This is a genomic window from Nocardioides panacihumi (genome assembly GCF_039530925.1).
GTDB classification, from domain to species: domain Bacteria; phylum Actinomycetota; class Actinomycetes; order Propionibacteriales; family Nocardioidaceae; genus Nocardioides; species Nocardioides panacihumi.
This window is the reverse complement of record NZ_BAAAPB010000004.1, coordinates 306596-329635: the sequence shown is the minus strand read 5'-3', so window position 1 is coordinate 329635 and position 23040 is coordinate 306596. Positions and strand designations below refer to the sequence as shown.

The 23040-nt window shown below is 70.1% G+C and carries 22 protein-coding genes; 15 read left to right on the top strand and 7 right to left on the bottom strand.

What is annotated here, in order from left to right; translation table 11 throughout:
• Positions 1-21: 21 nt before the first annotated feature.
• The 6 genes from ABD205_RS17595 to ABD205_RS17570 are packed head-to-tail and all read left to right on the top strand — an operon-like array spanning position 22 to position 5050.
• On the top strand, positions 22-414 hold the full coding sequence (locus ABD205_RS17595; protein ID WP_344047041.1) for a TOBE domain-containing protein: 393 nt from the start codon (positions 22-24) through the stop codon (positions 412-414).
• A complete protein-coding gene (gene modA, locus ABD205_RS17590; RefSeq protein WP_344047039.1) occupies positions 415-1191 on the top strand; it encodes a molybdate ABC transporter substrate-binding protein in 777 nt (258 codons plus the stop codon).
• A 4-nt stretch (positions 1192-1195) separates the two neighbouring features.
• Positions 1196-2011 (top strand): ABC transporter permease, encoded by an 816-nt coding sequence (locus ABD205_RS17585; RefSeq protein ID WP_425573080.1) that lies wholly within the window; start codon positions 1196-1198, stop codon positions 2009-2011.
• Positions 2008-3105 carry a sulfate/molybdate ABC transporter ATP-binding protein gene (locus tag ABD205_RS17580; protein ID WP_344047035.1) on the top strand — a complete coding sequence of 366 codons (1098 nt, stop codon included), beginning with the start codon at positions 2008-2010 and terminating at the stop codon, positions 3103-3105. The genes ABD205_RS17585 and ABD205_RS17580 overlap by 4 nt, the downstream gene beginning before the upstream one ends.
• Positions 3102-4136: a class II fructose-bisphosphatase gene (gene glpX / locus ABD205_RS17575; RefSeq protein ID WP_344047033.1), complete on the top strand. Its 1035-nt coding sequence runs from the start codon at positions 3102-3104 to the stop codon at positions 4134-4136. The genes ABD205_RS17580 and glpX overlap by 4 nt, the downstream gene beginning before the upstream one ends.
• A 14-nt stretch (positions 4137-4150) precedes the next feature.
• The gene (locus tag ABD205_RS17570; RefSeq protein WP_344047031.1) at positions 4151-5050 is read left to right on the top strand and encodes an alpha/beta fold hydrolase; all 900 of its coding nucleotides are present in this window, start codon (positions 4151-4153) and stop codon (positions 5048-5050) included.
• A 119-nt stretch (positions 5051-5169) separates the two neighbouring features.
• On the opposite strand, the gene ABD205_RS17565 is transcribed toward ABD205_RS17570, so the two are convergent.
• Positions 5170-6252, bottom strand: a complete 1083-nt coding sequence (locus tag ABD205_RS17565) for an ABC transporter ATP-binding protein (RefSeq protein WP_344047029.1) — start codon at positions 6250-6252, stop codon at positions 5170-5172.
• 187 nt (positions 6253-6439) lie between these two features.
• On the opposite strand from ABD205_RS17565, the gene ABD205_RS17560 reads away from it, so the two are divergent.
• The 4 genes from ABD205_RS17560 to ABD205_RS17545 are packed head-to-tail and all read left to right on the top strand — an operon-like array spanning position 6440 to position 10761.
• Positions 6440-7735, top strand: coding sequence for an extracellular solute-binding protein (locus ABD205_RS17560; RefSeq protein WP_344047027.1), 1296 nt, complete (start codon positions 6440-6442; stop codon positions 7733-7735).
• The gene (locus tag ABD205_RS17555; protein ID WP_344047025.1) at positions 7732-8688 is read left to right on the top strand and encodes a carbohydrate ABC transporter permease; all 957 of its coding nucleotides are present in this window, start codon (positions 7732-7734) and stop codon (positions 8686-8688) included. Before ABD205_RS17560 ends, ABD205_RS17555 begins: the two co-directional genes overlap by 4 nt.
• Positions 8688-9563, top strand: coding sequence for a carbohydrate ABC transporter permease (locus ABD205_RS17550; protein WP_344047022.1), 876 nt, complete (start codon positions 8688-8690; stop codon positions 9561-9563). The genes ABD205_RS17555 and ABD205_RS17550 overlap by 1 nt, the downstream gene beginning before the upstream one ends.
• Before the next feature lie 4 nt (positions 9564-9567).
• Positions 9568-10761, top strand: a complete 1194-nt coding sequence (locus ABD205_RS17545; RefSeq protein WP_344047020.1) for an ABC transporter ATP-binding protein — start codon at positions 9568-9570, stop codon at positions 10759-10761.
• A gap of 18 nt (positions 10762-10779) precedes the next feature.
• On the opposite strand, the gene ABD205_RS17540 is transcribed toward ABD205_RS17545, so the two are convergent.
• On the bottom strand, positions 10780-11418 hold the full coding sequence (locus ABD205_RS17540) for a DUF1707 SHOCT-like domain-containing protein (protein WP_344047018.1): 639 nt from the start codon (positions 11416-11418) through the stop codon (positions 10780-10782).
• A 135-nt stretch (positions 11419-11553) separates the two neighbouring features.
• Between ABD205_RS17540 and ABD205_RS17535 the strand changes: the two genes are divergently transcribed.
• Both ABD205_RS17535 and ABD205_RS17530 read left to right on the top strand, forming a co-directional pair.
• Positions 11554-13134: an MFS transporter gene (locus ABD205_RS17535; RefSeq protein WP_344047016.1), complete on the top strand. Its 1581-nt coding sequence runs from the start codon at positions 11554-11556 to the stop codon at positions 13132-13134.
• 188 nt (positions 13135-13322) lie between these two features.
• Complete coding sequence (locus ABD205_RS17530) at positions 13323-13940, top strand: hypothetical protein (RefSeq protein WP_344047015.1); 618 nt, start codon at positions 13323-13325, stop codon at positions 13938-13940.
• Between the two features lie 33 nt (positions 13941-13973).
• On the opposite strand, the gene ABD205_RS17525 is transcribed toward ABD205_RS17530, so the two are convergent.
• From ABD205_RS17525 to ABD205_RS17510, 4 genes are read right to left on the bottom strand one after another with little or no spacing between them, the layout of a single operon-like run.
• Positions 13974-15011 (bottom strand): ABC transporter ATP-binding protein, encoded by a 1038-nt coding sequence (locus ABD205_RS17525; RefSeq protein WP_344047014.1) that lies wholly within the window; start codon positions 15009-15011, stop codon positions 13974-13976.
• Position 15012: 1 nt separating this feature from the next.
• A complete protein-coding gene (locus tag ABD205_RS17520; RefSeq protein ID WP_344047012.1) occupies positions 15013-15792 on the bottom strand; it encodes an ABC transporter permease in 780 nt (259 codons plus the stop codon).
• A complete protein-coding gene (locus ABD205_RS17515; protein WP_344047010.1) occupies positions 15789-16643 on the bottom strand; it encodes an ABC transporter permease in 855 nt (284 codons plus the stop codon). Before ABD205_RS17515 ends, ABD205_RS17520 begins: the two co-directional genes overlap by 4 nt.
• A gap of 37 nt (positions 16644-16680) precedes the next feature.
• Positions 16681-17796, bottom strand: a complete 1116-nt coding sequence (locus tag ABD205_RS17510; RefSeq protein ID WP_344047008.1) for an ABC transporter substrate-binding protein — start codon at positions 17794-17796, stop codon at positions 16681-16683.
• Between the two features lie 192 nt (positions 17797-17988).
• Here ABD205_RS17510 and ABD205_RS17505 point away from each other — a divergent pair, with 192 nt between their 5' ends.
• The gene (locus tag ABD205_RS17505; protein ID WP_344047006.1) at positions 17989-19686 is read left to right on the top strand and encodes a fumarate hydratase; all 1698 of its coding nucleotides are present in this window, start codon (positions 17989-17991) and stop codon (positions 19684-19686) included.
• A gap of 97 nt (positions 19687-19783) precedes the next feature.
• Here ABD205_RS17505 and ABD205_RS17500 read toward each other — a convergent pair whose 3' ends face one another.
• Complete coding sequence (locus tag ABD205_RS17500) at positions 19784-20629, bottom strand: hypothetical protein (RefSeq protein ID WP_344047004.1); 846 nt, start codon at positions 20627-20629, stop codon at positions 19784-19786.
• Between the two features lie 190 nt (positions 20630-20819).
• Between ABD205_RS17500 and ABD205_RS17495 the strand changes: the two genes are divergently transcribed.
• Both ABD205_RS17495 and ABD205_RS17490 read left to right on the top strand, forming a co-directional pair.
• Positions 20820-21494, top strand: a complete 675-nt coding sequence (locus tag ABD205_RS17495) for a spermine/spermidine synthase domain-containing protein (RefSeq protein WP_344047002.1) — start codon at positions 20820-20822, stop codon at positions 21492-21494.
• A 50-nt stretch (positions 21495-21544) separates the two neighbouring features.
• A complete protein-coding gene (locus ABD205_RS17490) occupies positions 21545-22948 on the top strand; it encodes a class II fumarate hydratase (protein ID WP_344047000.1) in 1404 nt (467 codons plus the stop codon).
• Positions 22949-23040: the final 92 nt, after the last annotated feature.

Below are 23040 nucleotides of genomic sequence, written 5' to 3'. Positions count from 1 at the left end.
CGAATGCGCCATGATTCGCCGGTGAGCTCGTACCGCATCCCCGAGGCTGCTCAGGTCCTCGGCGTCAGCGACGACACCGTGCGTCGTTGGATCGAGGCGGGCCGGCTCGAGACCGCGGACGAGGGCGGCCGGACGATGGTCCCCGGCCGCGCGCTCGCCGACCTCGCGGTGTCCTTGGCCGACGACCCGGAGAGCGTGCCGCGCGCCGGCTCCGTCAGCGCCCGCAACCGTCTGCCCGGCATCGTCACGCGCGTGGTCAAAGACACCGTGATGGCGCAGGTCGAGCTGATCTGCGGCCCTTACCGGCTGGTCTCGCTGATGAGCAGCGAGGCTGCCGAGGAGCTCGGGCTCGAGCCCGGCGTGCGTGCCATCGCCTCGGTCAAGTCCACCAACGTCGTCGTGGAGCGTCCCTGAATGACCCGTCGAGCGCACCTGCTGATCGCCGCCGCCCTGCTGGCCGCCTCCTCGCTCGCCGCCTGCGGTGGCTCGGACTCCGGCGGCTCGTCAGGCAAGGGCGAGGCCCTCACGGTCTTCGCGGCGGCGTCGCTGACGAAGACGTTCACCGAGCTCGGCAAGCGGTTCGAGGCCGACCACGACGGCACGAAGGTGAAGTTCAGCTTCGGCGGCTCGTCCGACCTGGTCGAGCAGATCCAGTCCGGCGCACCGGCGGACGTCTTCGCCTCCGCCGACACGAAGAACATGGACAAGCTCGGCTCCGACGCCGAGGGCCGCAAGGACTTCGCGACGAACACGCTCGAGATCGCCGTACCTCCCGGCAACCCGGCGGCCATCGCGACCTTCGCCGACCTCGCCAAGCCCGGCGTCAAGCTCGTGATCTGCGCGCCCGAGGTGCCGTGCGGCACGGCGACGGCAGCCGTCGCCGAGAACGCCGGCGTGGCGCTCAAGCCCGTCAGCCAGGAGCAGTCGGTCACCGACGTGCTCGGGAAGGTGACCAGCGGTGAGGCCGACGCGGGCATCGTCTACGTGACCGACGTGAAGGGCGCCGGCTCCAGCGTCGAGGGCATCACGTTCCCGGAGTCGTCGAGCGTCGTGAACACCTACCCGATCGCCACGGTCAAGGACAGCACGCATGCGGACCTGGCCCGGGAGTTCGTCGACCTCGTGGTCGGCGACCAGGGGCAGAAGGTGCTCGCCGCAGCCGGCTTCGGCAGCGCCGACGGTGGGCAATGATGCCCTGGTGACGTCCACGCCCCTTGCCGGTCGCGTCGGGCTGCCTCGCTGGCTCTTCGTCCCGGCCGCTCTCGGCGCTGCGTTCGTCCTGCTCCCGCTCGTCGCCATGGTCCTGCGGGTCGACTGGGGCGGCTTCGGCAGCCTCGTGACCTCCCAGTCGGCCCGGGACGCGCTCTGGCTGAGCCTGCGCACCAGCGCGTGCAGCACGGCCCTGTGCGTGGTGCTCGGCGTGCCGATGGCGGTCGTCCTCGCTCGCGCCCGCATTCCCGGACGAGGCGTGCTCCGCTCGCTCGTCCTGCTGCCGCTGGTCATCCCGCCGGTCGTCAGCGGCATCGCGCTGCTCTACACGTTCGGTCGCCGCGGACTGCTCGGCCACACCCTCGACGTGCTCGGCGTCGAGGTCGCGTTCACCACCGCCGCCGTGATCATGGCTCAGACCTTCGTCGCCCTGCCGTTCCTGGTGATCTCGCTGGAGGGCGCGCTCGAGACCGCCGGCCAGCGCTACGAGGTGGTCGCCGCGACCCTCGGCGCCGCGCCGTCGACCGTCTTCCGGCGGGTGACCCTCCCGCTGGTGCTCCCCGGCCTCCTGAGCGGTGCGGTGCTTGCCTTCGCCAGGTCGCTCGGCGAGTTCGGCGCGACGATCACCTTCGCCGGCTCCCTGCAGGGCACGACCGCGACGCTGCCGATCCAGATCTACCTCGAGCGGGTGACCGATCCCGACGCCGCCGTCGCGCTCTCCCTGGTGCTCGTGGTGGTCGCGGTGCTGGTCATCGCCCCGCTGAGCCGGCAGGCCGCGCGGACCGGACGGGGCGCGCTGTGAGCGACCTGCTGTACGACGCCGCGGTCACGGACCGCGACGTCGCCGTGCGTCTCCGGGTGGACGAGGGCGAGACGGTCGCCCTGCTCGGTCCGAACGGTGCCGGGAAGTCGACGGTGCTCGGCGTGATCGCCGGGCTCGTCCCATCATCGACCGGCCAGGTCTCGGTGGGGGGGCGAGACCTGGCCGGCGTACCACCCCACCTGCGGGAGGTGGCCCTGCTGGCCCAGGAGCCGCTGCTCTTCCCGCACCTGACCGCCGCCGACAACGTCGCGTTCGGACCGCGCTCCCGCGGCGTCGGCCGCCACGAGGCCCGGGCGGCCGCGCACGCCTGGCTCGAGCGCGTCGGCGTGGCCGCGCTCGCCCACCGCCGTCCGCACCAGCTCAGCGGCGGCCAGGCGCAGCGGGTCGCGATCGCGCGGGCACTGGCGGCCGAGCCGCGGCTGCTCCTGCTCGACGAGCCGATGGCAGCCCTCGACGTCGACGTCGCGCCGGCGCTGCGGCACCTGCTGCGGACGGTCCTCGCCGACCGCACCGCCATCGTCGTCACCCATGACGCGCTCGACGCCCTGCTGCTCGCCGACCGCGTCGTGGTCGTCGAGGCTGGCCGGGTCGTCGAGGAGGGCCCGACCGCCGACGTGCTGCGTCGCCCGCGCAGCGCCTTCGCAGCGCGGATCGCCGGGCTCAACCTCGTCGCCGGGCGCTGGGACGGCGAGGTGGTGACGCAGGGCGGGATCGCCGTACGCGGTCTGCCCTCGGAGGATCCGCCGGGCCCGGGCGAGCAGGCGGTCGCGGTCTTCTCCCCCGCCTCGGTGTCGGTCTTCCGGGAGCCCCCGGGCGGCAGCCCGCGCAACGCGCTGCCCGCGACGGTCACCGAGATCGAGCCGCTCGGGGACCGGTTCCGGGTGCGAGCCGTCGCCGGTGGAGCGAGCCAGCCGGTGCCGCTGCAGGCGGAGGTGACGGCAGCCGCCGTCGCCGAGCTCGGCCTCGTGCCGGGCGACCTCGTGAATTTGATCGTGAAAGCGACGGAAGTCTCCATCCACGGCGCTCTCCGGCCGACCTGGGGACCACGCGGGACCGATACAGTCGGCCCATGAGCAGCGGCAACCACCTGCCCCAACATCTCGACGTCGCCCCCGAGGCGCCCGACCGCAACCTCGCGCTGGAGCTGGTCCGGGTGACCGAGGCCGCGGCGATGGCCGGGGCCCGTTGGGTCGGCCGTGGCGACAAGAACGGCGCCGACGGCGTGGCCGTCAACGCCATGCGCGTGATGATCTCGACCGTCGCGATGAACGGCACGGTGGTGATCGGCGAGGGCGAGAAGGACAACGCCCCGATGCTCTACAACGGCGAGCAGGTCGGCGACGGCACCGGCCCCGAGGTCGACGTCGCGGTCGACCCCATCGACGGCACGACGCTGTGCGCGAAGGGCATGAACAACGCCATCGCCGTGCTCGCTGTCGCGCCACGCGGCTCGATGTACGACCCCTCCGCCGTCTTCTACATGGAGAAGCTGGCCACCGGCCCGGAGGCCGCCGACGTCGTCGACATCCGGCTCCCGGTCGCCGAGAACATCCACCAGGTCGCCAAGGCCAAGGGTGGCCAGCCCAGCGACGTGACGGTCGTCCTGCTCGACCGGCCGCGCCACCAGCAGCTGGCCGATGAGATCCGCGCGACGGGCGCCCGCATCAAGTTCATCACCGACGGCGACGTCGCCGGCGCCATCGCCGCGGCCCGCGCGGGCAGTGGTGTCGACCTGCTGCTCGGCATCGGCGGCACCCCCGAGGGCATCATCACGGCCTGCGCCATGAAGGCCCTCGGCGGCACCATCCAGGGCCGCCTGTGGCCGAAGGACGACGAGGAGCGTCAGAAGGCCCTCGACGCGGGGCACAACCTCGACCCCGACTTCGTGCTCGGCACCAACGACCTCGTCACCGGCGACGACTGCTTCTTCGTCGCGACCGGCATCACCGACGGCGACCTCATGCGCGGCGTGCACTACCGCGCCGGTGGCTGCACCACCGAATCCCTCGTGATGCGCTCGCGCAGCGGCACGATCCGCAAGATCGTCAGCGACCACCAGCTGTCGAAGCTGAAGGCCTACGCCGCCATCGACTTCGAGAGCTGACGCTCGCAGGGCCCATGGTCGCGACCGTCTCGCCGGAGCAGTTCGCCCACGTCGCCGACGGGGTCGATCTCTGCTACCAGACCTTCGGCTCCCCCGACGCCGACCCGCTGCTGCTCGTCATGGGCCTCGGCGGGCCGATGACCTGGTGGGACGCGCGGTTGTGCCGGATGCTGGCCGACGAGGGCTTCTACGTCATCCGCTTCGACAACCGCGACGTCGGCCGGTCGAGCCGGGTCGACGGGCCCGTCTCGTGGGGTCGGCTGACCAGGGCGTTCCTGGGTCTCAGGGTGCGGACGGCGTACACGCTCGACGACATGGCCCGCGACGCCCTCGGGCTGCTGGACGGGCTCGGGATCGAGGCGGCGCACGTCTGGGGGGTCTCGATGGGCGGCATGATCGCCCAGACGATGGCGGTCGCCCACCCCGAGCGGGTGCTCACCCTCACGTCGATGATGTCCACCACCGGCGCCCGCTCCGTCGGCTTCCAGCACCCGTCGCTGCTGCCGACCTTCCTCAGCCGCAGCGGCGACCGCGACGGCTACATCGAGGCGTCCGTCAGGACGTGGCGGATCATCGGATCGCCGGGCTACCCCGCCACCGAGGACGACGTACGCCGGCGGGCCGCCGAGACCTTCGACCGCGGCGTGTCCGCCGCTGCGACGGGACGGCAGATGCTCGCGGTGCTCACCCAGCCCAACCGCACCCGCGACCTGGGCCGCGTCACCGTCCCGACGCTGGTCGTCCACGGCCTCTCCGACAAGATGGTGCACGTCTCCGGCGGCCGCGCCACGTCCCTCGCGATCCCGCGGTCGGAGCTGCTGCTCATCGACGGGCTCGGGCACGACATCCCCGAGGGCCTGTGGCCGTCGCTGGTCCGTGCCGTCCGCCGCAACGCGGACCGAGCGCGACCGTAGGTTTCGCCGAGTCGGCGCATCCTCGCACCCCAGAAACGCCGAGTCGGCGCATCCTCGCGTCGTTCTTGCGAGGATGCGCCGACTCGGCCCTCTCAGACTGCGAGGATGCGCCGACTCGATCAGTCGCTGAGACGCAAACCCGTGGTGGTGTCGAAGACGTGGACGTCGCGCGGGTCGGTCGTCACGTAGAGCGTGTCGCCCTTGCGGACCTGCTCACGGGCGGGGACGCGGACGATGATGTTCGACGGGGTGCCCTCGACGTCCGAGGTGCCGTAGACGAACGAGTCCGAGCCCAGCTCCTCGACAACCGTGACCTTCACCGGCAGGCCACCCTCGGCCGACGAGACGAGCCGCCAGGCCTCGGGACGCACGCCGACCGTGATGTCCCCGCTCATCTTGGCGGAGGCGGTCGGGTCGACGGGCACGAGGTACTGGCCGATCTTGGCCTGACCGTCGGCCGACTTCGCGCTGAGCAGGTTCATCTGCGGGGAGCCGATGAAGCCGGCGACGAAGAGGTTGACCGGCTTGGAGTAGAGGTTCAGCGGGGTGTCGACCTGTTGCAGCTCACCCATGCTCATGACCGCGACGCGGTCGCCCATCGTCATGGCCTCGACCTGGTCGTGGGTCACGTAGACGGTGGTGACTCCGAGGTCGGCCTGGAGCTTCGCGATGTCCGTACGCGTCTGGACACGCATCTTGGCGTCGAGGTTCGACAGCGGCTCGTCCATGCAGAAGACCTGCGGCTGACGCACGATCGCGCGGCCCATGGCGACACGCTGGCGCTGACCGCCGGAGAGCGCCTTCGGCTTGCGGTCGAGGTAGTCGGTCAGACCGAGGAGGCCCGCGGCCTCCTTGACACGGCGCTCACGCTCGCCGCTGTCGACCTTGGCCATCTTGAGCGCGAAGCCCATGTTGTCGGCGACGCTCATGTGCGGGTAGAGCGCGTAGTTCTGGAAGACCATCGCGATGTCGCGGTCCTTGGGCGGGATGGTGGTGACGTCGCGGTCGCCGATGAGGATGCGGCCGCTGTTCACCTCCTCCAGGCCCGCGAGCATCCGCAGGGTCGTGGACTTGCCGCAGCCGGACGGGCCGACGAGCACCATGAACTCGCCGTCGCCGATCTCGAGATCGATGCCCTGGACCGCGGGGGCATCCGCCCCGGGGTACCAACGCTGGGCCTTCTCGAAGGTCACTGTTGCCATGATGAATCTGCTCCTTCACCGGCAGGTACGTGCCGGACGATCCGTAGTGAAGTGGCGCCACACGCTTGTGGCGTGGCTCACCATAACCGATCGCAAACCGGGAGCGCTCCCGCAGATGCCACCAGGTGACAAAGAGCCCCGAACGGGGTACACCGGAGTGACAAGGACCACAGCGGAGGGTGGGTCGATGAGCGTGAGCGGCCATCTCGCACGTCGAGGGACCAGACGGATCTGGGCCCTGGCGGTCACCGGAATCCTCGCAAGTGCAGCGCTCACGGCGTGCTCGTCGGCGTCCGGCGAGACTCAGCTGACCTGGTACATCAACCCCGACTCGGGGGGACAGGCGAAGGTCGCCGCGAACTGCAGCACCGACAAGTACAAGATCGCCACCCAGGTGCTCCCCCAGGACGCCAACGAGCAGCGGATCCAGCTGGCGCGCAGGCTCGCCGCCCACGACTCGGGCATCGACATCATGAGCATCGACCCGCCGTTCACCGCGGAGTTCTCGAACGCCGGATTCCTGGCCCCGATCCCGCAGAGCCTGCAGGACAAGCTGACGCAGCAGTCCTTCAAGGGCGCCACGGCGGCAGCCACCTGGAACGGCCACATGGTGGTGGCGCCGTTCTGGTCCAACACCCAGGTGCTCTGGTACCGGAAGTCGTTCGCCCAGAAGGCGGGCATCGACATGAGCCAGCCGGTGACCTGGGACCAGATCATCGACGCCGCCGCCAAGAACGGCGGCAAGGTGGCGATCCAGTCCAACAAGTACGAGGGCTACGTCGTCTGGATCAACGCGCTCATCTCCGGCGCCGGCGGCGAGATCGCCACCGACACCCAGAAGGGTCTCGACATGAAGCTCGAGATCAACTCCCCGGCGGGCGACAAGGCCGCTGCGGTCATCCGGAAGCTCGCGCACTCGTCGGCCGCGCCCGCCGACATGTCGGTCGCCCAGGAGGGCCAGGCGGGCAGCACCTTCGGCGGGCCGCAGGGCGCCTTCATGGTCAACTGGACCTACATCTACAACAGCTACGAGTCGATCACCCCGGGCTTCAACAAGGACATCGGCTACGCCCTCTACCCGCAGACGGTGCAGGGCCAGCAGGCCCGCCCGCCGTACGGCGGCATCGGGCTCGGCGTCAGCAAGTACTCCAACCACGTCGACGACGCCATGCAGGCCGTCGAGTGCCTCACCAGCCCGGAGAACCAAGAGGTCAACGCCGAGATCACCGGCAACATGCCGGCCAGCCAGGCCGGCTACGCGGCCAACAACAACGCGCTGCAGAAGACGTACCCGGCGCCCCTGCTCCAGCTCTTCCAGCAGAGCCTCGACGAAGCGGCGCCCCGCACCGTGACGCCCTACTGGAGTGACATCTCCGGTGGCCTCCAAGCGACCTGGCACCCACCGGCGGACGTGAGCTCGTCGACACCGGCGACATCGCAGACGTTCATCGACAACGTGCTCCACGGAAGGAGCCTGCTGTGAGCACCACCACCGCGACCACCGCCGCAGCGGCCCCACCGGCGAAGAAGCGCGCCAAGATGACCGACCGGTCCAGGGCGGAGAACCGTCTGGGCCAGCGACTGGTGGCACCCGCAGTCATCGTGATGCTGCTCGTCACCGCGTATCCGATGTTCCAGGCGCTCTACCTCTCGCTGTTCCGCTACCGGCTCACCTCGCCGGACGACAAGACGTTCATCGGGCTGAGCAACTACGGGACCGTCCTGACCGACTCGCTCTTCTGGCAGGACACCCTCAACACCGTGATCATCATGGTGGTGACGGTGGGGGTCGAGCTCGTCATCGGCTTCGCGTTCGCCATGGTCATGCACCGCATCGTGTTCGCCCGCGGGACGGTCCGCACGGCCATCCTCATCCCCTACGGGATCATCACCGTGGTGTCCGCGTACGCGTGGCAGTTCGCGTTCAGCCTCAACAACGGCTGGGTGAACAGCTGGTTCTCCTGGCTGCCGTGGATCGCACCGGAGACCAACTGGTTCGGCAGCCACTGGCCGGCGATGTTCGCGATCATCGTGTCGGAGATCTGGAAGACCACGCCGTTCATGTCGCTGCTCCTGCTGGCCGGGCTCTCCCAGGTGTCCGAAGACATGGTCGAGGCCGCCCAGGTCGACGGAGCGACCTGGTGGCAGCGGCTGTGGAAGGTGATCATCCCGAACATGCGGGCCGCGATCATGGTCGCGGTGCTGTTCCGCGCGCTGGACGCCTTCCGCATCTTCGACAACATCTACGTGATGACGAGAGGCGCGCAGGACACCGAGTCCTCGTCGTTCCTGACCTATCGCCAGGTCATCCAGCAGTTCCAGCTCGGGCTCGGCTCGGCGCTCTCGGTGCTGCTCTTCCTCGCAGTGCTGCTTCTGGCGTGGCTGATCGTCAAGCTGTTCCGGGTGGATCTCGCCCAGGCGAGGGGTGAGGGCTGATGGCCATGTCGAGAGAGGCCCGCACCAGGATCGGCACCTGGGTCGGCTTCGTCATCATTCTGATCTGGTGCCTGCTCCCGGTCCTGTGGATCCTCTCGCTGTCCTTCAAGGGACCCGGCGAGACCGCCGCCGGCAGTCCCCAGTTCCTGCCCAAGAGCTGGACCATCCAGAACTACCGCGACGTGCTCGGCTTCGGCTCCGTCACGCCCGGCCAGGAGAGCACCCACACGGACTTCCTCGCAGCGCTGCGGAACTCGTTCGGCATCGCCGCGATCGCCACGTTCCTCTCGGTGATCTTCGCGACCCTGGCGGCGTACGCGATCGCTCGCCTGGAGTTCAAGGGCAAGCGACTCGTGCTCTCGATGGCGCTCGCCATCGCGATGTTCCCGGTGGTCTCGCTGGTCGGCCCGCTGTTCGACCTGTGGCGCATCGTCGGTCTGTTCAACACCTGGCCCGGCCTGATCATCCCCTACATGGTGTTCACGCTGCCGCTGGCGATCTGGACGCTGTCGGCGTTCTTCCGGGAGATCCCGTGGGAGATGGAACAGGCCGCCCAGGTCGACGGCGCCACCTCGTGGCAGGCGTTCCGCAAGGTCATCGTGCCGCTGGCCGCACCGGGGGTGTTCACCGCGGCGATCCTGACGTTCTTCTTCGCGTGGAACGAGTTCGTGCTCGCGATCTCGCTGACCTCCACGACCGCTTCCCGCACCGTGCCCGCGCAACTGTCCTTCTTCGTCGGGCCCGATCCGTTCAACCCGCCGTACGGACTGCTGGCCACCGCATCGGTGGTCGTCACGGTCCCGATCATCATCATCGTCCTGCTGTTCCAGCGAAAGATCGTGGCCGGACTCACCTCCGGCGCGGTGAAGGGGTGACCTCATGGCTTCGATCTCCATGAAGAACATCGTCAAGCAGTACGGCGACGGCTTCCCGGCCGTCAACGACGTCAGCATCGACATCGCCGACGGCGAGTTCATGATCCTGGTCGGCCCGTCCGGGTGCGGGAAGTCGACGCTCCTCCGGATGATCGTCGGCCTGGAGGACATCACCTCGGGCGACATGATGATCGGCGACCGACGGGTGAACGACCTCGCGCCCCGTGACCGCAACCTCGCCATGGTGTTCCAGAACTACGCCCTCTACCCGCACCTCACCGTCTACGAGAACATCGCCTTCCCGCTCCGGCTGGCGGGCGCGTCCGACGACGAGATCGACCGGAAGGTCAAGGGCGCCTCCGAGACGCTCGAGCTCGACGAGCACCTCCAGCGCAAGCCCGGGAACCTGTCCGGCGGCCAGCGCCAGCGCGTGGCCATGGGCCGTGCGATCGTCCGCGACGCCGACGCGTTCCTGTTCGACGAGCCCCTGTCGAACCTCGACGCGAAGCTCCGTGGCCAGATGCGCACCGAGATCGCGCGCCTGCAGAAGCGGCTCGGCATCACCACGGTCTACGTCACCCACGACCAGACCGAGGCGATGACGTTGGGCGACCGGGTCGCCGTCCTCAAGCGCGGCATCCTGCAGCAGCTCGCAACGCCGCGCGAGCTCTACGAGAACCCGGGCAACCTGTTCGTCGCGGGCTTCATCGGCTCTCCACCGATGAACTTCCTGCCGGTGACGGTGGAGGGCAACACGGCGAAGCTGCCGTTCGGCTCCGTCGAGCTGCCACCCGAGCGGGCCGAGCGCGCGCAGGGCTACGACCTGCTGCTGGCCGGGATCCGGCCGGAGTACTTCGACGACGCGAGCGCCCGGGAGGGAGCCCGAGGCTCCACCTTCCGCGCGACCGTCGAGGTCGTCGAGTGGCTCGGCAACGAGACCTACGCCTACATCCCCTACGACGCCCCGCCCGAGGTGGAGCAGCAGCTGCGCCAGCTCGAGCGCGACCTCGACGGCGAGGCGCTGCACACGCAGCTCGTCGCCGCGCTCTCGGGATCCAGCCGGATCCGCGAGGGCGAGGAGGCCGAGATCTGGGTCGACGCGTCGCGCATCCATCTCTTCGACCCGGAGACCGGCCGCAACCTGACCGTCGACGCCGAGCACGCCGGCACGATCCCGGAGATGCAGACGACGACCTGATGACGACCTGACGCCGACCTAACGCCGACGCAGCCGCCTCGGCGGCTTGAGCGCCTTGCGCTCGACGCTGACACCGCCCCAGACGGCGATGCCGCGTACCCGCACAGTCGGCGAGTCGGGCGCCTGCTCGGACGCGACCAGGTCCGGTGGCCCGGCATACCCGCCCATGATCCCGATGCCCTCCATGACGACGTTGGTCGTCGGGCCGACGACGATGCTCGCCCCGCCCATGAAGGCGTTGACGGTGATCACCACCTCGCGGGAGGAGAAGACGGCGCGACGAAGGTCGAGGTTCGCGCCGCCCATGAGGCAGTTGATCGTCATCGACGCCGGCACGGTCCACACGCCCTTGCGATCGAGCCCGCTGAGGATGGCGACGTGGCTCTCGCTCGCGCTCCCCTGGTTCGTGTACGCCGTCGGCACGCCCGCCACGGCCGGGATCGCGACCGGTAGCCCGGGCTGGCCGGGCGTGACCGGCAGGTCGAAGGTGATCGGGACGAGGTCGGCGTACGTCTTGGCGGCATAGGTCTGTTCGAGGCGCTCGTCGAGCTCGCCCAGGTCGATGCGACCGTCACCGGCGGCCTGGCGGAGGATCTCGGCGACCTGGTGCCGGTCGTCGTCGGAGATCCGCAGCTGTGACGGGTCCTGCGAGCTCATGTCGCCAGCGTAACGAGGCGCTGCCGACCCCGACCCCTGGTCGGTCGAGGGTGCGCCGTACGCCCGCGGTGTCCTCGTGCGACTCATCCGATGAGGGCGATGTGCGCAAGGCGGACCAGCGGCAGGGTGGACGTCGTGAAAACGATCGACGACCACCGACCGGCGCGGTCCGGCATGGTTCTGACCGCGCTGATCCTGGTCGCCGCAGTCGCGAACCTCAACCTCGCCGTCGCGAACGTGGCACTGCCGGACATCGGCAAGGCGTTCGACTCGACCCAGACCACGCTCGACCTGGTCGCCGTCGGCTACTCCCTCGGCCTGGCCGCCTCGGTGATCTACCTCGGCGGGGTCGGCGACCGGTACGGCCGCAAGCTGATGCTGGTGCTCGGCGTCTCCCTCTCCGTGCCGGCGTGCCTGCTGGCGGCGTACGCGCCCTCCGACACGGTGCTCATCGCCGCGCGTGTCCTGGGCGGGCTCTCGGCAGGCATGGCCTACCCGACGACCCTGGCACTGATCACCGCGCTGTGGGCAGGGTCGCCCCGGACCAAGGCGATCGCGCTGTGGTCCGGCCTGGGCGGTGCGATCTCGTCGCTCGGACCACTGCTGTCCGGCCTGCTGCTCGAGCACTTCTGGTGGGGCTCGGTGTTCATCGTGACCCTCCCGCTCGCGGTCGCCGCACTGGTGATGGCGATCCTGTTCGTGCCGAGCCACGTCAACGAGGGCACGGAGCCGGTCGACCACGTCGGCGGCGTTCTCTCGGTGGTCCTGGTCGCCGCCGTGGTCCTGGCGATCAACTTCGCACCGGTGCCCGACAAGACGACCCTCGCCTTGGAGCTGACCGCGATCGCCCTCATCGCCGCGATCGGGTTCGTCCTCCGCCAGCTCCGCTGCGCCTACCCGCTGTACGACCTCCGGGTGGCCTCGCGCCGCGTCTTCTGGGTCGCCGCGCTGGCCGGCATCATCGTGTTCGGCACGCTGATGGGCGCCATGTTCGTCGGGCAGCAGTTCCTGCAGAACGTGCAGGGCTACTCGACCTTCGAGGCGGGCACAGCCATCCTGCCGGCCGCACTGTTCATGGTCCTGGCGGCGCCGCGCTCCGCCAAGCTCGTCGACGCCGTGGGAGCCCGGGTGACCCTGCTGATCGGCTACGGGTGCTGCCTCCTCGGGTTCCTGACGATGCTGCTGCTGTGGAACGAAGGTGTCGGCTACTGGGCCATCGGACTGGGCTACGCCCTCGTCGGCGCCGGGGTCGGCTTCGCCGGTACGCCGGCGTCGCACTCGTTGACCGGCTCCGTCCCCGTCAGCAAGGCCGGCATGGCGTCCGGCACGGCCGATCTGCAGCGCGACCTCGGCGGCGCGATCATGCAGTCGATCCTGGGGGCCCTCCTCGCCGCGGGCTACGCGTCGGCGTTCGCGTCCCAGATCGCGGCCTCCCCGCAGGCCGACGACGTCAGCCAGTCGACCCAGGCCACCCTGCTCAAGTCGTTCTCGTCGGCCCAGGCACTCGCCGAGCAGTATCCCGACCAGGCATCGGCCATCACGGCCGCGGCGAAGTCGTCCTTCCTCGACGGTGCGGACTGGGCCTACGGCGCGGGGATCGCGGCCATCCTGATCGGCGCCGCGATCGTCTACTTCCTGTTCCCGCGCAAGGACGAGGAGGCACGTCTGCTCGCGGAGTACCACGAGACCGACGCGAAGGCGGCCGAGCCGACCTGAGCATTCATCCGTCCCGGGTGACCCGGGCCCGACCCGACCGGGTCAGACTTGTCGCACCTCGAGGAGCGTCGATCGGGAGGTCGGAGCCTGTGTCGAGACCCGCGGAAGCGCACGGAGAGGGCGCCGACCCCGGTCCGGCGGTTCGTCGCGCCGTTCGGCGCAGGGACGTCGCCGAGTCACGATGGCCGATGGTGACCGCCCTGCTCGCCGCGATCTGCCTCACCGTCCTCCTCCCCCACGAGCTGCGCTTCGCGCCCCGGTTCCTCGTGCCGGGTCTCGAGCTCGCCCTGCTGCTCGCGCTCATCCTCGGCGACCCCGGCAGGATCGATCGGCGGACGAGGTGGATCCGGTATGCGTCGCTCACCCTGGTGACCGTCCTCATCCTGGGCGCGCTGTGGGCGACCGGCCTGCTGATCCACGAGCTCATCGAGGGCAAGAGCGCGGTGGCGAACGACGCCTCGAAGCTGCTCGAGACGGGCGCGGTGGTCTGGGCGTCGAACAACATCGCGTTCAGCCTCTTCTACTGGGACCTGGACGGCGGAGGCTCCGCGGCCCGCCTGTACCTGGCGCCGCGCTACCCCGACCTCGCCTTCCCCCAGCAGCTGAGCCCCGAGATCGCGCCGCCACGGTGGCGGCCGCTGTTCGTCGACTACCTCTACCTCAGCTTCACCAACGCGACGGCGTTCAGCCCGACCGACGTCATGCCGCTCGCACCGTGGGCGAAGGTGGCGATGTCCGTGCAGTCGCTGGTCTCGCTGGCGATCCTCGGTCTGGTCATCGCGCGCGCGGTCAACGTCTTCTCGTGACGCCTGGCCGCCGGGCCCCGTTGCCCGGCCCGCTCAGTCCGCGACCACCAGCACCGGCGCCGGGTCGATCGACAGGCTGACCCGACGGCCGGGCTCGAGGACGGCCGCGCGGGTGCTGGCCACCTGTGCCAGCACGGACGTGCCGTCGACGTCGACCGTCACCTGCGAGATCGGTCCGCGGAACGACACCGCGACGACGGTCGCGTGGCCGTCCTCGTCGGCGGTGACCGACACGGACTCCGGCCGGATCAGCGCGACGCCGGTCGAGGCCGCGGATCCGGGCAGCACGGGGATCGGCTGGCCGAGCACCGTCGCCGTACCGTCCGAGACCGTGGCGGGGATGCGGTTGGAGAGCCCGACGAACGCCCCGACGAACGGCGTGGCCGGTGCGGCGTAGAGGACCGGCGGCGCGGCGAGCTGCTCGAGCCGGCCGGCGTTCATGACGCCGACCCGGTCGGCGACCGCGAGCGCCTCCTCCTGGTCGTGGGTGACGAAGAGCGTCGTGGTGCCGACCTCGAGCTGGATCCGACGGATCTCGTCGCGCAGCTGCAGGCGCACCTTCGCGTCGAGGGCCGAGAGCGGCTCGTCGAGCAGCAGCACCGACGGCTCGATGGCGAGGGCCCGGGCGAGGGCCACACGCTGCTGCTGACCGCCGGAGAGCTGCCGCGGGTAGCGCACCGCGTGCTCCTCGAGGCCGACCAGCTCGAGCATCTCGTGGGCCCGCCTGCGCCTGTCGGCACCCGACCGGCCGCGCAGCTTGAGCCCGAACGCGACGTTGTCGAGGACGGTGAGGTGCGGGAAGAGCGAGTAGGCCTGGAAGACCATCCCCATGTCCCGCTTGTTCGCCGGGACGCGCGTCAGGTCGCGGCCGGCGACCCGGACGCTGCCCGCGGTCGCGACGTCGAGTCCGGCCAGCAGGCGCAGCGCGGTCGTCTTGCCGCAGCCCGACGGCCCGAGCAGGGCGATGAGCTCGCCGGGCTCGATCCGGAGAGTGAGCCCGTCGAGCGCCCGCACGTCGCCGTAGTGGCGATGCAGGTCGTCGAGCTCGACGGTCACGCCGTTGGACTCCACGTCAGTTCCTTTCCGAGCGTCGCCGGTCGAGCAGCGACAGTGCGATGAGCAGCAGAGCGGTGAGGATCATGGTGGCCAGCGCGGCGGCCATCGAGGCGCCGGTGTCGCCCTTGCCGAGCAGCACGATGACGTTCGGCAGGGTGTCGAAGTGCATCAGCGAGGCGAAGGTGAACTCCCCCAGCACGAGCGCGATGCTGATGAAGGCGGCCGAGAAGACACCGCTGACCACGTTCGGGGCCACCACCCGTCCGATCACGACGAGCCAGCTGGCCCCGAGCGAGCGAGCCGCCTCGGCCAGCGTCGTCACGTCGATCGCCGACAGTGCGGCGTCGAGCGCCCGGTAGGCGAAGGGCAGGACGAGGATGACGTACACGAACGTCAGCGTGAGCGGGGAGCCGCCGAAGAAGTAGTTGACCCACGAGTAGACGCCGTTGATCCCCACGACGATGACGAGCGGTGGGACGGTCAGAGGCAGCAGACAGAGGAACTCGACCAGCCGAGTCGCCTGTGGCACCCGCAGCCGCACCCAGATCATCGTCGGCAGCAGCAGGGTCAGCATCAGCACCACGGTCAGACCCGCCAGCTCGAGCGAGGTCAGGATCGCTCGGCGCAGCTGGTCGTTCTCGACGAGCGCGCGCCAGTGGTCGCCCGTCCGGCCACCGGTCACGAAGTCCTTCGTGCTGAAGTCCAGCATCGACCACAGCGGGAAGAAGAAGAAGAGCGCGAACACGAGCAGCACCAGGCCGCGTACGACGCGGCCGACCCACGGGCTCTGGTTCATCGCAGCCACCGGGAGGTCCGGCGCAGCAGCAGTGCGTACGCCACCATGACGATCGCGACCACGATGATCATCTCGAGCGCGATCGCGTAGGCGAGGTGCTGGCGGCCGAGCAGGACCTCGCTGGTGAGGCCGGCCCGGATCATCAGCGGCAGGATGATCTGGCCCTGGCTGACCAGGGCGGCTGCGGTGGCGTACGCGGCGAACGCGTTCGCGAAGAGCAGCAGCACGCTGCCGAGGAACGCCGGGCGCAGCAGGGGTACGGCGACCTGGGTGAGGTACTGCCGGCGGCTCGCGCCGAGGCTCACGGCCGCCTCCCGCCACTGGGGCCTGAGACCCTCGAGCGCGGGCACGAAGACGACCACCATCAGCGGGATCTGGAAGTACAGGTAGACCAGGATCAGCCCGCGGACGCCGTACAGCCAGCCGTCGCCGTACAGGTCGAACCCGCCGTGGTCGGCGAGCAGCACGGTGAGGATGCCCTGGGCGCCGACCGTCGCGATGAACGCGAACGCGAGCGTGACGCCGCCGAACTGGGCGAAGACACTGGTCAGCGCCATCACGCCGCGACGCAGCAGGCTGGTCGCGGGCGCGGTCACGATGACGGCCGCGAGCACCGTGCCGAGGATGGCGCCGAGCACCGCGCTCACCGCCGAGACCTGCACGCTGCGCCACAGCGTGGTCATCATGGTGGCGTCGAACAGCCCGCTGATGTTGGCGCCGGTGAAGACGCCGTCGTTGTCCTGGAACGCGCCGATGGCGACATTGATCGTCGGGATCACCATGAAGATCACGACGTAGGCCAGGAACGGCAGCAGACCGAGCGCGGGCATGACCCGCGAGAGGCGTGTCATGCCCGCGCTCCGTCAGCGTGGCTGTGGCTGCGCACCGTCAGCCGATCGCCTTCGCCCAGTTCTTGCCCAGGTAGTCGGCGAACGCGGCGTCGTCCTGGGGCGTCGGCAGGGTGGGCACGCCCGAGACCGGGGGCAGCTTGTCGTACGACGCCTTGTCGATCGTGCCGGCCTTCGACATCGCGTCGGCGCGGACCGGGCGGGCGCCGCCCTGGAGCCAGAGGTTCTGGCCCTCGTCGGAGTAGAGGTACTCCTCCCACAGCCGCGCTGCAGCCGGGTGGACGGCGTCCTTGCTGATGGCCTGGAAGTAGTAGCCGGCGACCGGCGAGCCCGCCGGGACGAAGACCTTCCAGGTCGGGAGCTTGGCCGTCATGGCCGCGTTGAGGTAGTCCCAGTTGAAGACGACCGGCGTCTGGCCGGACAGGATCGTCTCGTCGGTCGCGTCCACCGGCACGAAGTTGCCGGCCTTCTTGAGCTGCTTGAAGAAGTCGACGCCGGGGGCCGCCTCGGACGCGCTCCCGCCCTTCGCCATCGAGACCATGCGGACCGCGTTGAGCGCCGCGTTGGCCTGGGTCGGGTCGCCGTTGAGCGCGACCTTGCCCTTGAACGCAGGCTTCATCAGGTCGTCGAGGCTGGTGATGGCCGGCACCTTCCCGGCGTCGTAGCCGAGAGCCATGAAGCCGCCGTAGTCGTTGACCGCGGATCCGTTGGCCTGCTTGAACGCCGAGGGGATGTCGGTCCAGGTCTCGACCTCGTACGGCGCGAACAGGTCGAGGTTGGCCAGCGCGACCGCCTGGCCGACGTCGAACACGTCAGGGGCGGTGTCGCGGCCCTTGAGCTGCTTGGCGGCGTCGATCTCCTCCTGGCTCGAGGCGTCCGGCTGGGCGGAGTTGACCTTGATGCCGTACTTCGCCTTGAAGCCCTCGATGACCTTGCCGTAGTTGGCCCAGTCCGGCGGGAGCGCGATGACGTTGAGCGCACCCTCCTTCTTCGCGGCGGCGACGAGCTTGTCCATGCCACCGAAGTCCTTCGCGGAGGCGGCCGAGGCGGCGTCGGCGGTGGCGCTGTCCTGCTTCTTCTCGGGCGCCGAACACGCGGCCAGCGCGGAGACGGTCGCCAGCGCGGTGAGCGCGACAAGTGCTGATCGGATCTTCATGTCACTCCTGTCGGGACTGATAACACGGGTGTCTCGTTGTCACCGATGGCGGACGCTGTCGTAGCCCGTCGTCTGGGAGGGAAACGTAGCGTGTCACAGGAGTGCAGGTCACGCATACGGCTGGACCTCATCCACGTGAGGGATTGGACCTTTTCGCGGACCCGGCCCCCCGCGGGGTTAGTCTTGCTGGCCGTGGCGAGCACCGAGACATCCCCCGAGTTCCTGTACTCCGACCTGCTGCCGGCGGGCGCCGACGAGACGCCGTACCGGCTGATCACGACCGAGGGGGTCTCGACCTTCGAGGTGGACGGCCGCACCTTCCTCAAGGTCGACCCGGAGGCGATCCGGAGGCTGACCTACGAGGCCGTCCACGACATCCAGCACTACCTGCGGCCGGCGCACCTCGCGCAGCTGCGCAAGATCATCGACGACCCCGAGGCGTCGGGCAACGACCGCTTCGTCGCGCTCGACCTCCTCAAGAACGTCAACATCTCCGCCGGCGGCGTCCTGCCGATGTGCCAGGACACCGGCACCGCGATCGTGATGGGCAAGAAGTCCGAGGGCGTGCTCACCGGCGTCGACGACGGCGAGGTCATCTCGCGGGGGGTGTACGACGCGTACACGCAGCTCAACCTGCGCTACTCCCAGCTCGCTCCGATCACGACGTACGAGGAGAAGTCGACCGGAACCAACCTGCCGGCGCAGATCGAGATCTACTCGACGCCGCAGTCCTCGGGCAAGCCGGAGTACAAGTTCCTCTTCATGGCCAAGGGCGGCGGCTCGGCGAACAAGTCGTTCCTCTACCAGGAGACCAAGGCGATCCTGAACCCGAAGCGGATCCTGGAGTTCCTGGACGAGAAGATCCGCTCGCTCGGCACGGCTGCCTGCCCGCCGTACCACCTCGCCGTGGTCATCGGCGGCACGTCGGCCGAGTTCGCGCTCAAGACCGCGAAGTACGCCTCGGCGCACTACCTGGACAACCTGCCGACTCAGGGGAGCCTGGCTGCCCACGGTTTCAGGGACCTGGAGCTGGAGGAGGAGGTCTTCAAGCTGACCCAGTCCTTCGGGATCGGGGCACAGTTCGGCGGCAAGTACTTCTGCCACGACGTACGGGTGGTGCGGCTGCCCCGTCACGGCGCGTCCTGCCCCGTGGCCATCGCGGTGTCGTGCTCTGCCGACCGGCAGGCCCTGGGCAAGATCACGCCCGACGGCGTCTTCCTCGAGCAGCTCGAGACCGACCCGGCGCACTACATGCCGTCGGCGGGCGTCGCGGAGGACATCTCGGCGGGCGAGGTCGTGAAGATCGACCTCAACCGGCCGATGGCGGACATCCTCGCCGAGCTGTCGAAGCACCCGGTGAAGACGCGGCTCTCGCTGACCGGCCCGCTCGTCGTCGCCCGGGACATCGCGCACGCGAAGATCAAGGAGCGGCTCGACGCCGGCGAGCCGATGCCGTCCTACCTGCGCGACCACCCGGTCTACTACGCGGGCCCCGCGAAGACGCCGACCGGGATGGCCTCGGGGTCGTTCGGGCCGACGACGGCCGGCCGGATGGACTCCTACGTCGAGCAGTTCCAGGCCGCGGGCGGGTCGATGGTGATGCTCGCGAAGGGCAACCGCTCGCGCGCCGTGACGGACGCGTGCAACGCCCACGGCGGCTTCTACCTCGGCTCGATCGGCGGCCCGGCCGCGCGGCTCGCGCAGGACTGCATCAGGTCGGTCGAGGTGGTGGAGTACGCCGAGCTCGGCATGGAGGCGATCTGGAAGATCGAGGTCGAGGACTTCCCCGCCTTCATCGTCGTCGACGACAAGGGCAACGACTTCTTCACCGACCCCGCAGGGACGACCACGATCCCCCTCACGGGGATCCGGGTGAGGTCGGCCGAGTAGGCCTCCGACCGGCGCGGGCCATCTTCGGCGGCGTCGGGGGCCGACACGCGGGTCGCAAGGCGGCGCGTCGCTGGCGTGACTCCTCGCCGAATGGCCCTCAGGCCACATCGAGACGCCCGGCGAGCTGGCTGAGCTCCTGCACGACCCAGCCGCCGCCGAGCATGACCTGCCGCCAGGTGTAGCGCAGCACGATCCAGCCGGCCAGCACCAGCCGGTTGTAGCGCCTGCAGTCGCGCTCGAAGGCTTCCTTGCCCGAGTGGAACTCCCAGGAGTCGGCCTCGAGCACGACGCCTCGGACCGGGTCGGCGAGATCCACGTGGTGGATGGCGCCGTCGACGCAGATCTCCCATTGCGGGACGACGCCGAGCCCGGCCTCGACGGCGTGCGCGCGAAGCACGGACTCGAAGGGGTTCGCAGCCCGTCCGTCGGCGTACGCGGCGACCCGCTGGGCATGGTCCGGCCACGAGGCCGCGGCCGACCGGAGGTCCTCCTCGGTGACGTCGCCGTGCCGCAACGCCGAGTCGGCGACGGCGAGCGCGTCCGCGAACGGAAGGTCGCGCGCACAGAGGAGAACCGTGAGCAGCTTGCCGGTCACCCCCGCCTCGAGGTCTCTGCGGACGACGACGTGTGGCCACGTCTCCGCGCGTGCGAGGTCGATGGGGACCTCGGTGCCGGGCGGCACGACGAGCTGCGGCCACTGCGGGATCCGCGCCACCTCCCAGCCGTGCCGACGCGCGGCGCTCAGGTGGCTGAGGTGGCCACGGAGCCGGCGTACGGCGTCATGGGCCAGGTCTCCCTCGGGCAGGGCGTAGCGGCCATGGTCGACCCTGAGGATGCGGCCGGCCGCGACCGCTACGCGCAGGCGTTTGCGAGACGTCAGCGCCAGGACGTCGCGGTAGCCCGCGATCCCGCCCAGCCGCTCCAGTGCCGCGACCGCCTCCATGCGCACAGTCTGCGATGTCCGACCTCGTCGTGCGGTCCGTCCTCCACAGCCGTCCTCCACAGGGGCCACATCCGCCGCACCCGGTGGCTGACGCGCGGGTCGCAGGGCGGCGCGTCGCGGGCGTGGCGCCGCTGCGAATGGCCCTCACCCGCGTCGCAGCGCCGCGACCGGATCGGGGAGGATGACGAGCATGGGGCCAGAGCAGACCACGGGCGAGATCGCGCGTGAGACGTCCGAGCGTGGCGAGCTCGTGCTGCGCGCGCGGGCCGACGGATCGCTGGAGCTGCGGGCGAACGGCGTCTTCGTCATGGACACCGTCGAGACCTCGACGGAGCGGGCCCTGGCGACCCGTGCGCTCCAGCTGCACGACAGCCCGGCGACGGTGCTCGTGGGCGGGCTCGGCCTGGGCTTCACGCTCGGCGCGGTCCTCGACGACGCGCGGGTCTCGCGGGTCACGGTCGTCGAGATCGAGGCGGCACTCGTCGCCTGGATGCGCGACGGAACGGTGCCCGGCGGCGACCTGCTGAGCGATCCCCGGGTCACGGTGACGGTCGGCGACGTCGCGGAGGTCCTGCGGACCAGCCCCGGGTCGACGTACGACGTGGTGCTGCTCGACGTCGACAACGGTCCCGGCTACCTGGTGCACGACGGCAACGCGGAGCTCTACGAGGCGCCGGCATTGCAGCAGGCCATGCGGGTGACGCGCCCCGGCGGGACCGTGGTCGTCTGGAGTGCGGCGGAGGCGCCCGCCCTGGAAGCCACGATGGAGGCCACGTTCGGGCGCTGGCGCAGCGAGGCGGTGGCCTACGAGGTGGACCTGCAGGGGCGGGCGGCGACCTACTGGCTCTACGTCGGCCACGTCTGACCCGTCACACGGCATCGCTCGGGAGGAGCCGTACGGGGTACAACGGGGACATGCCAGACGTGACTGACCATGAGCAGGGCTTCCGCATCGAGCACGACAGCATGGGCGACGTACGGGTGCCCGAGGACGCACTGTGGCGTGCCCAGACGCAGCGCGCCGTCGAGAACTTCCCGATCTCGGGCACGCCGCTCGAGCCTGACCTGATCCACGCGATCGCGCATGTGAAGGCCGCGGCGGCCACGGTCAACGCCGAGCTCGGCGTGATCGGCGAGGAGCAGGCGGCGGCGATCCGCAAGGCCGCGGCGGGCATCGTCACAGGACGGTACGACGACCAGTTCCCGATCGACGTCTTCCAGACCGGCTCCGGGACCAGCTCGAACATGAACGCCAACGAGGTGATCGCCTCGCTGGCGGCCCGCGACGACGTTGCGGTGCACCCCAACGACCACGTCAACGCCAGCCAGTCGTCGAACGACACCTTCCCGACCGCCATCCACGTCGCGGCGGCGGTCGCGGTGACCGACCAGCTGCTGCCCGCGATCGACGTGCTCGCGTCGTCGCTCGAACGCAAGGCGGAGGAGTTCGCCGGGCTCGTGAAGTCCGGCCGGACCCACCTGATGGACGCGACGCCGGTGACCCTGGGCCAGGAGTTCGGGGGCTACGCCGCCAGCGTGCGCTACGCGGGCGAGCGGCTCGAGGCGGTGCTCCCCCGGGTGCGGGAGCTGCCCCTCGGCGGGACGGCCGTCGGCACCGGCATCAACACGCCCGCAGGCTTCCCGCAGGCGGTGATCCGGGTGCTCTCGGACGCGACCGCGCAGCCGTTCACGGAGGCGCGCGACCACTTCGAGGCGCAGGGCACGCGCGACTCGCTGGTCGAGCTCTCCGGCGTGCTCAAGACGCTCGCGGTGGGCCTGATCAAGATCAACAACGACCTGCGCTGGATGTCGTCGGGCCCGACGACGGGCCTCGCCGAGATCCACCTCCCCGACCTGCAGCCCGGGTCGTCGATCATGCCGGGCAAGGTCAACCCGGTGCTCCCCGAGGCGACCCTCATGGTCGCCTTCCAGGTCATCGGCAACGACGCGGCCGTGACGGTCGCCGGCGCCTCCGGCGCGTTCGAGCTGAACGTCGCGATGCCGGTGATCGCGCGCAACGTCCTCGAGTCGATCCGGCTGCTCGCGGCCTCCATGACGGTGCTCGCCCGCCGTACCGTCGACGGCATCACCGCCGACGCGGGCCGGCTGCGGGCCTACGCCGAATCGTCGCCGTCCATCGTCACGCCGCTCAACAAGTACGTCGGCTACGAGGATGCGGCCAAGATCGCCAAGCAGGCGCTGGCCGACGGGGCCACGATCCGGGAGACCGTGCTCAAGCTCGGGTACGTCGACCGCGGCGTGGTCACCCTCGAGCAGCTCGACGAGGCGCTCGACGTGGAGTCGATGACGCACCCCTGACACCACCGGGGCCGAGACCCGCAGGAGCCGGCACCGCCCGGCCGCGTCGTACGACGACGGCCGAGCGGTGCCGAGACGTCCGGCGGCCCCTC

Bases quoted from the DNA above. Each gene is read 5' to 3' on its own strand.
- ABD205_RS17550 (WP_344047022.1), top strand. From the start codon at position 8,688: ATGGCCATGTCGAGAGAGGCCCGCACCAGGATCGGCACCTGGGTCGGC.
- ABD205_RS17565 (WP_344047029.1), bottom strand. From the start codon at position 6,252: ATGGCAACAGTGACCTTCGAGAAGGCCCAGCGTTGGTACCCCGGGGCG.
- ABD205_RS17490 (WP_344047000.1), top strand. From the start codon at position 21,545: ATGCCAGACGTGACTGACCATGAGCAGGGCTTCCGCATCGAGCACGAC.
- ABD205_RS17500 (WP_344047004.1), bottom strand. From the start codon at position 20,629: ATGGAGGCGGTCGCGGCACTGGAGCGGCTGGGCGGGATCGCGGGCTAC.
- ABD205_RS17560 (WP_344047027.1), top strand. From the start codon at position 6,440: ATGAGCGTGAGCGGCCATCTCGCACGTCGAGGGACCAGACGGATCTGG.
- ABD205_RS17510 (WP_344047008.1), bottom strand. From the start codon at position 17,796: ATGAAGATCCGATCAGCACTTGTCGCGCTCACCGCGCTGGCGACCGTC.
- glpX (WP_344047033.1), top strand. From the start codon at position 3,102: ATGAGCAGCGGCAACCACCTGCCCCAACATCTCGACGTCGCCCCCGAG.
- modA (WP_344047039.1), top strand. From the start codon at position 415: ATGACCCGTCGAGCGCACCTGCTGATCGCCGCCGCCCTGCTGGCCGCC.
- ABD205_RS17520 (WP_344047012.1), bottom strand. From the start codon at position 15,792: ATGAACCAGAGCCCGTGGGTCGGCCGCGTCGTACGCGGCCTGGTGCTG.
- ABD205_RS17495 (WP_344047002.1), top strand. From the start codon at position 20,820: ATGGGGCCAGAGCAGACCACGGGCGAGATCGCGCGTGAGACGTCCGAG.
- ABD205_RS17515 (WP_344047010.1), bottom strand. From the start codon at position 16,643: ATGACACGCCTCTCGCGGGTCATGCCCGCGCTCGGTCTGCTGCCGTTC.
- ABD205_RS17570 (WP_344047031.1), top strand. From the start codon at position 4,151: ATGGTCGCGACCGTCTCGCCGGAGCAGTTCGCCCACGTCGCCGACGGG.
- ABD205_RS17540 (WP_344047018.1), bottom strand. From the start codon at position 11,418: ATGAGCTCGCAGGACCCGTCACAGCTGCGGATCTCCGACGACGACCGG.
- ABD205_RS17530 (WP_344047015.1), top strand. From the start codon at position 13,323: ATGGTGACCGCCCTGCTCGCCGCGATCTGCCTCACCGTCCTCCTCCCC.
- ABD205_RS17545 (WP_344047020.1), top strand. From the start codon at position 9,568: ATGGCTTCGATCTCCATGAAGAACATCGTCAAGCAGTACGGCGACGGC.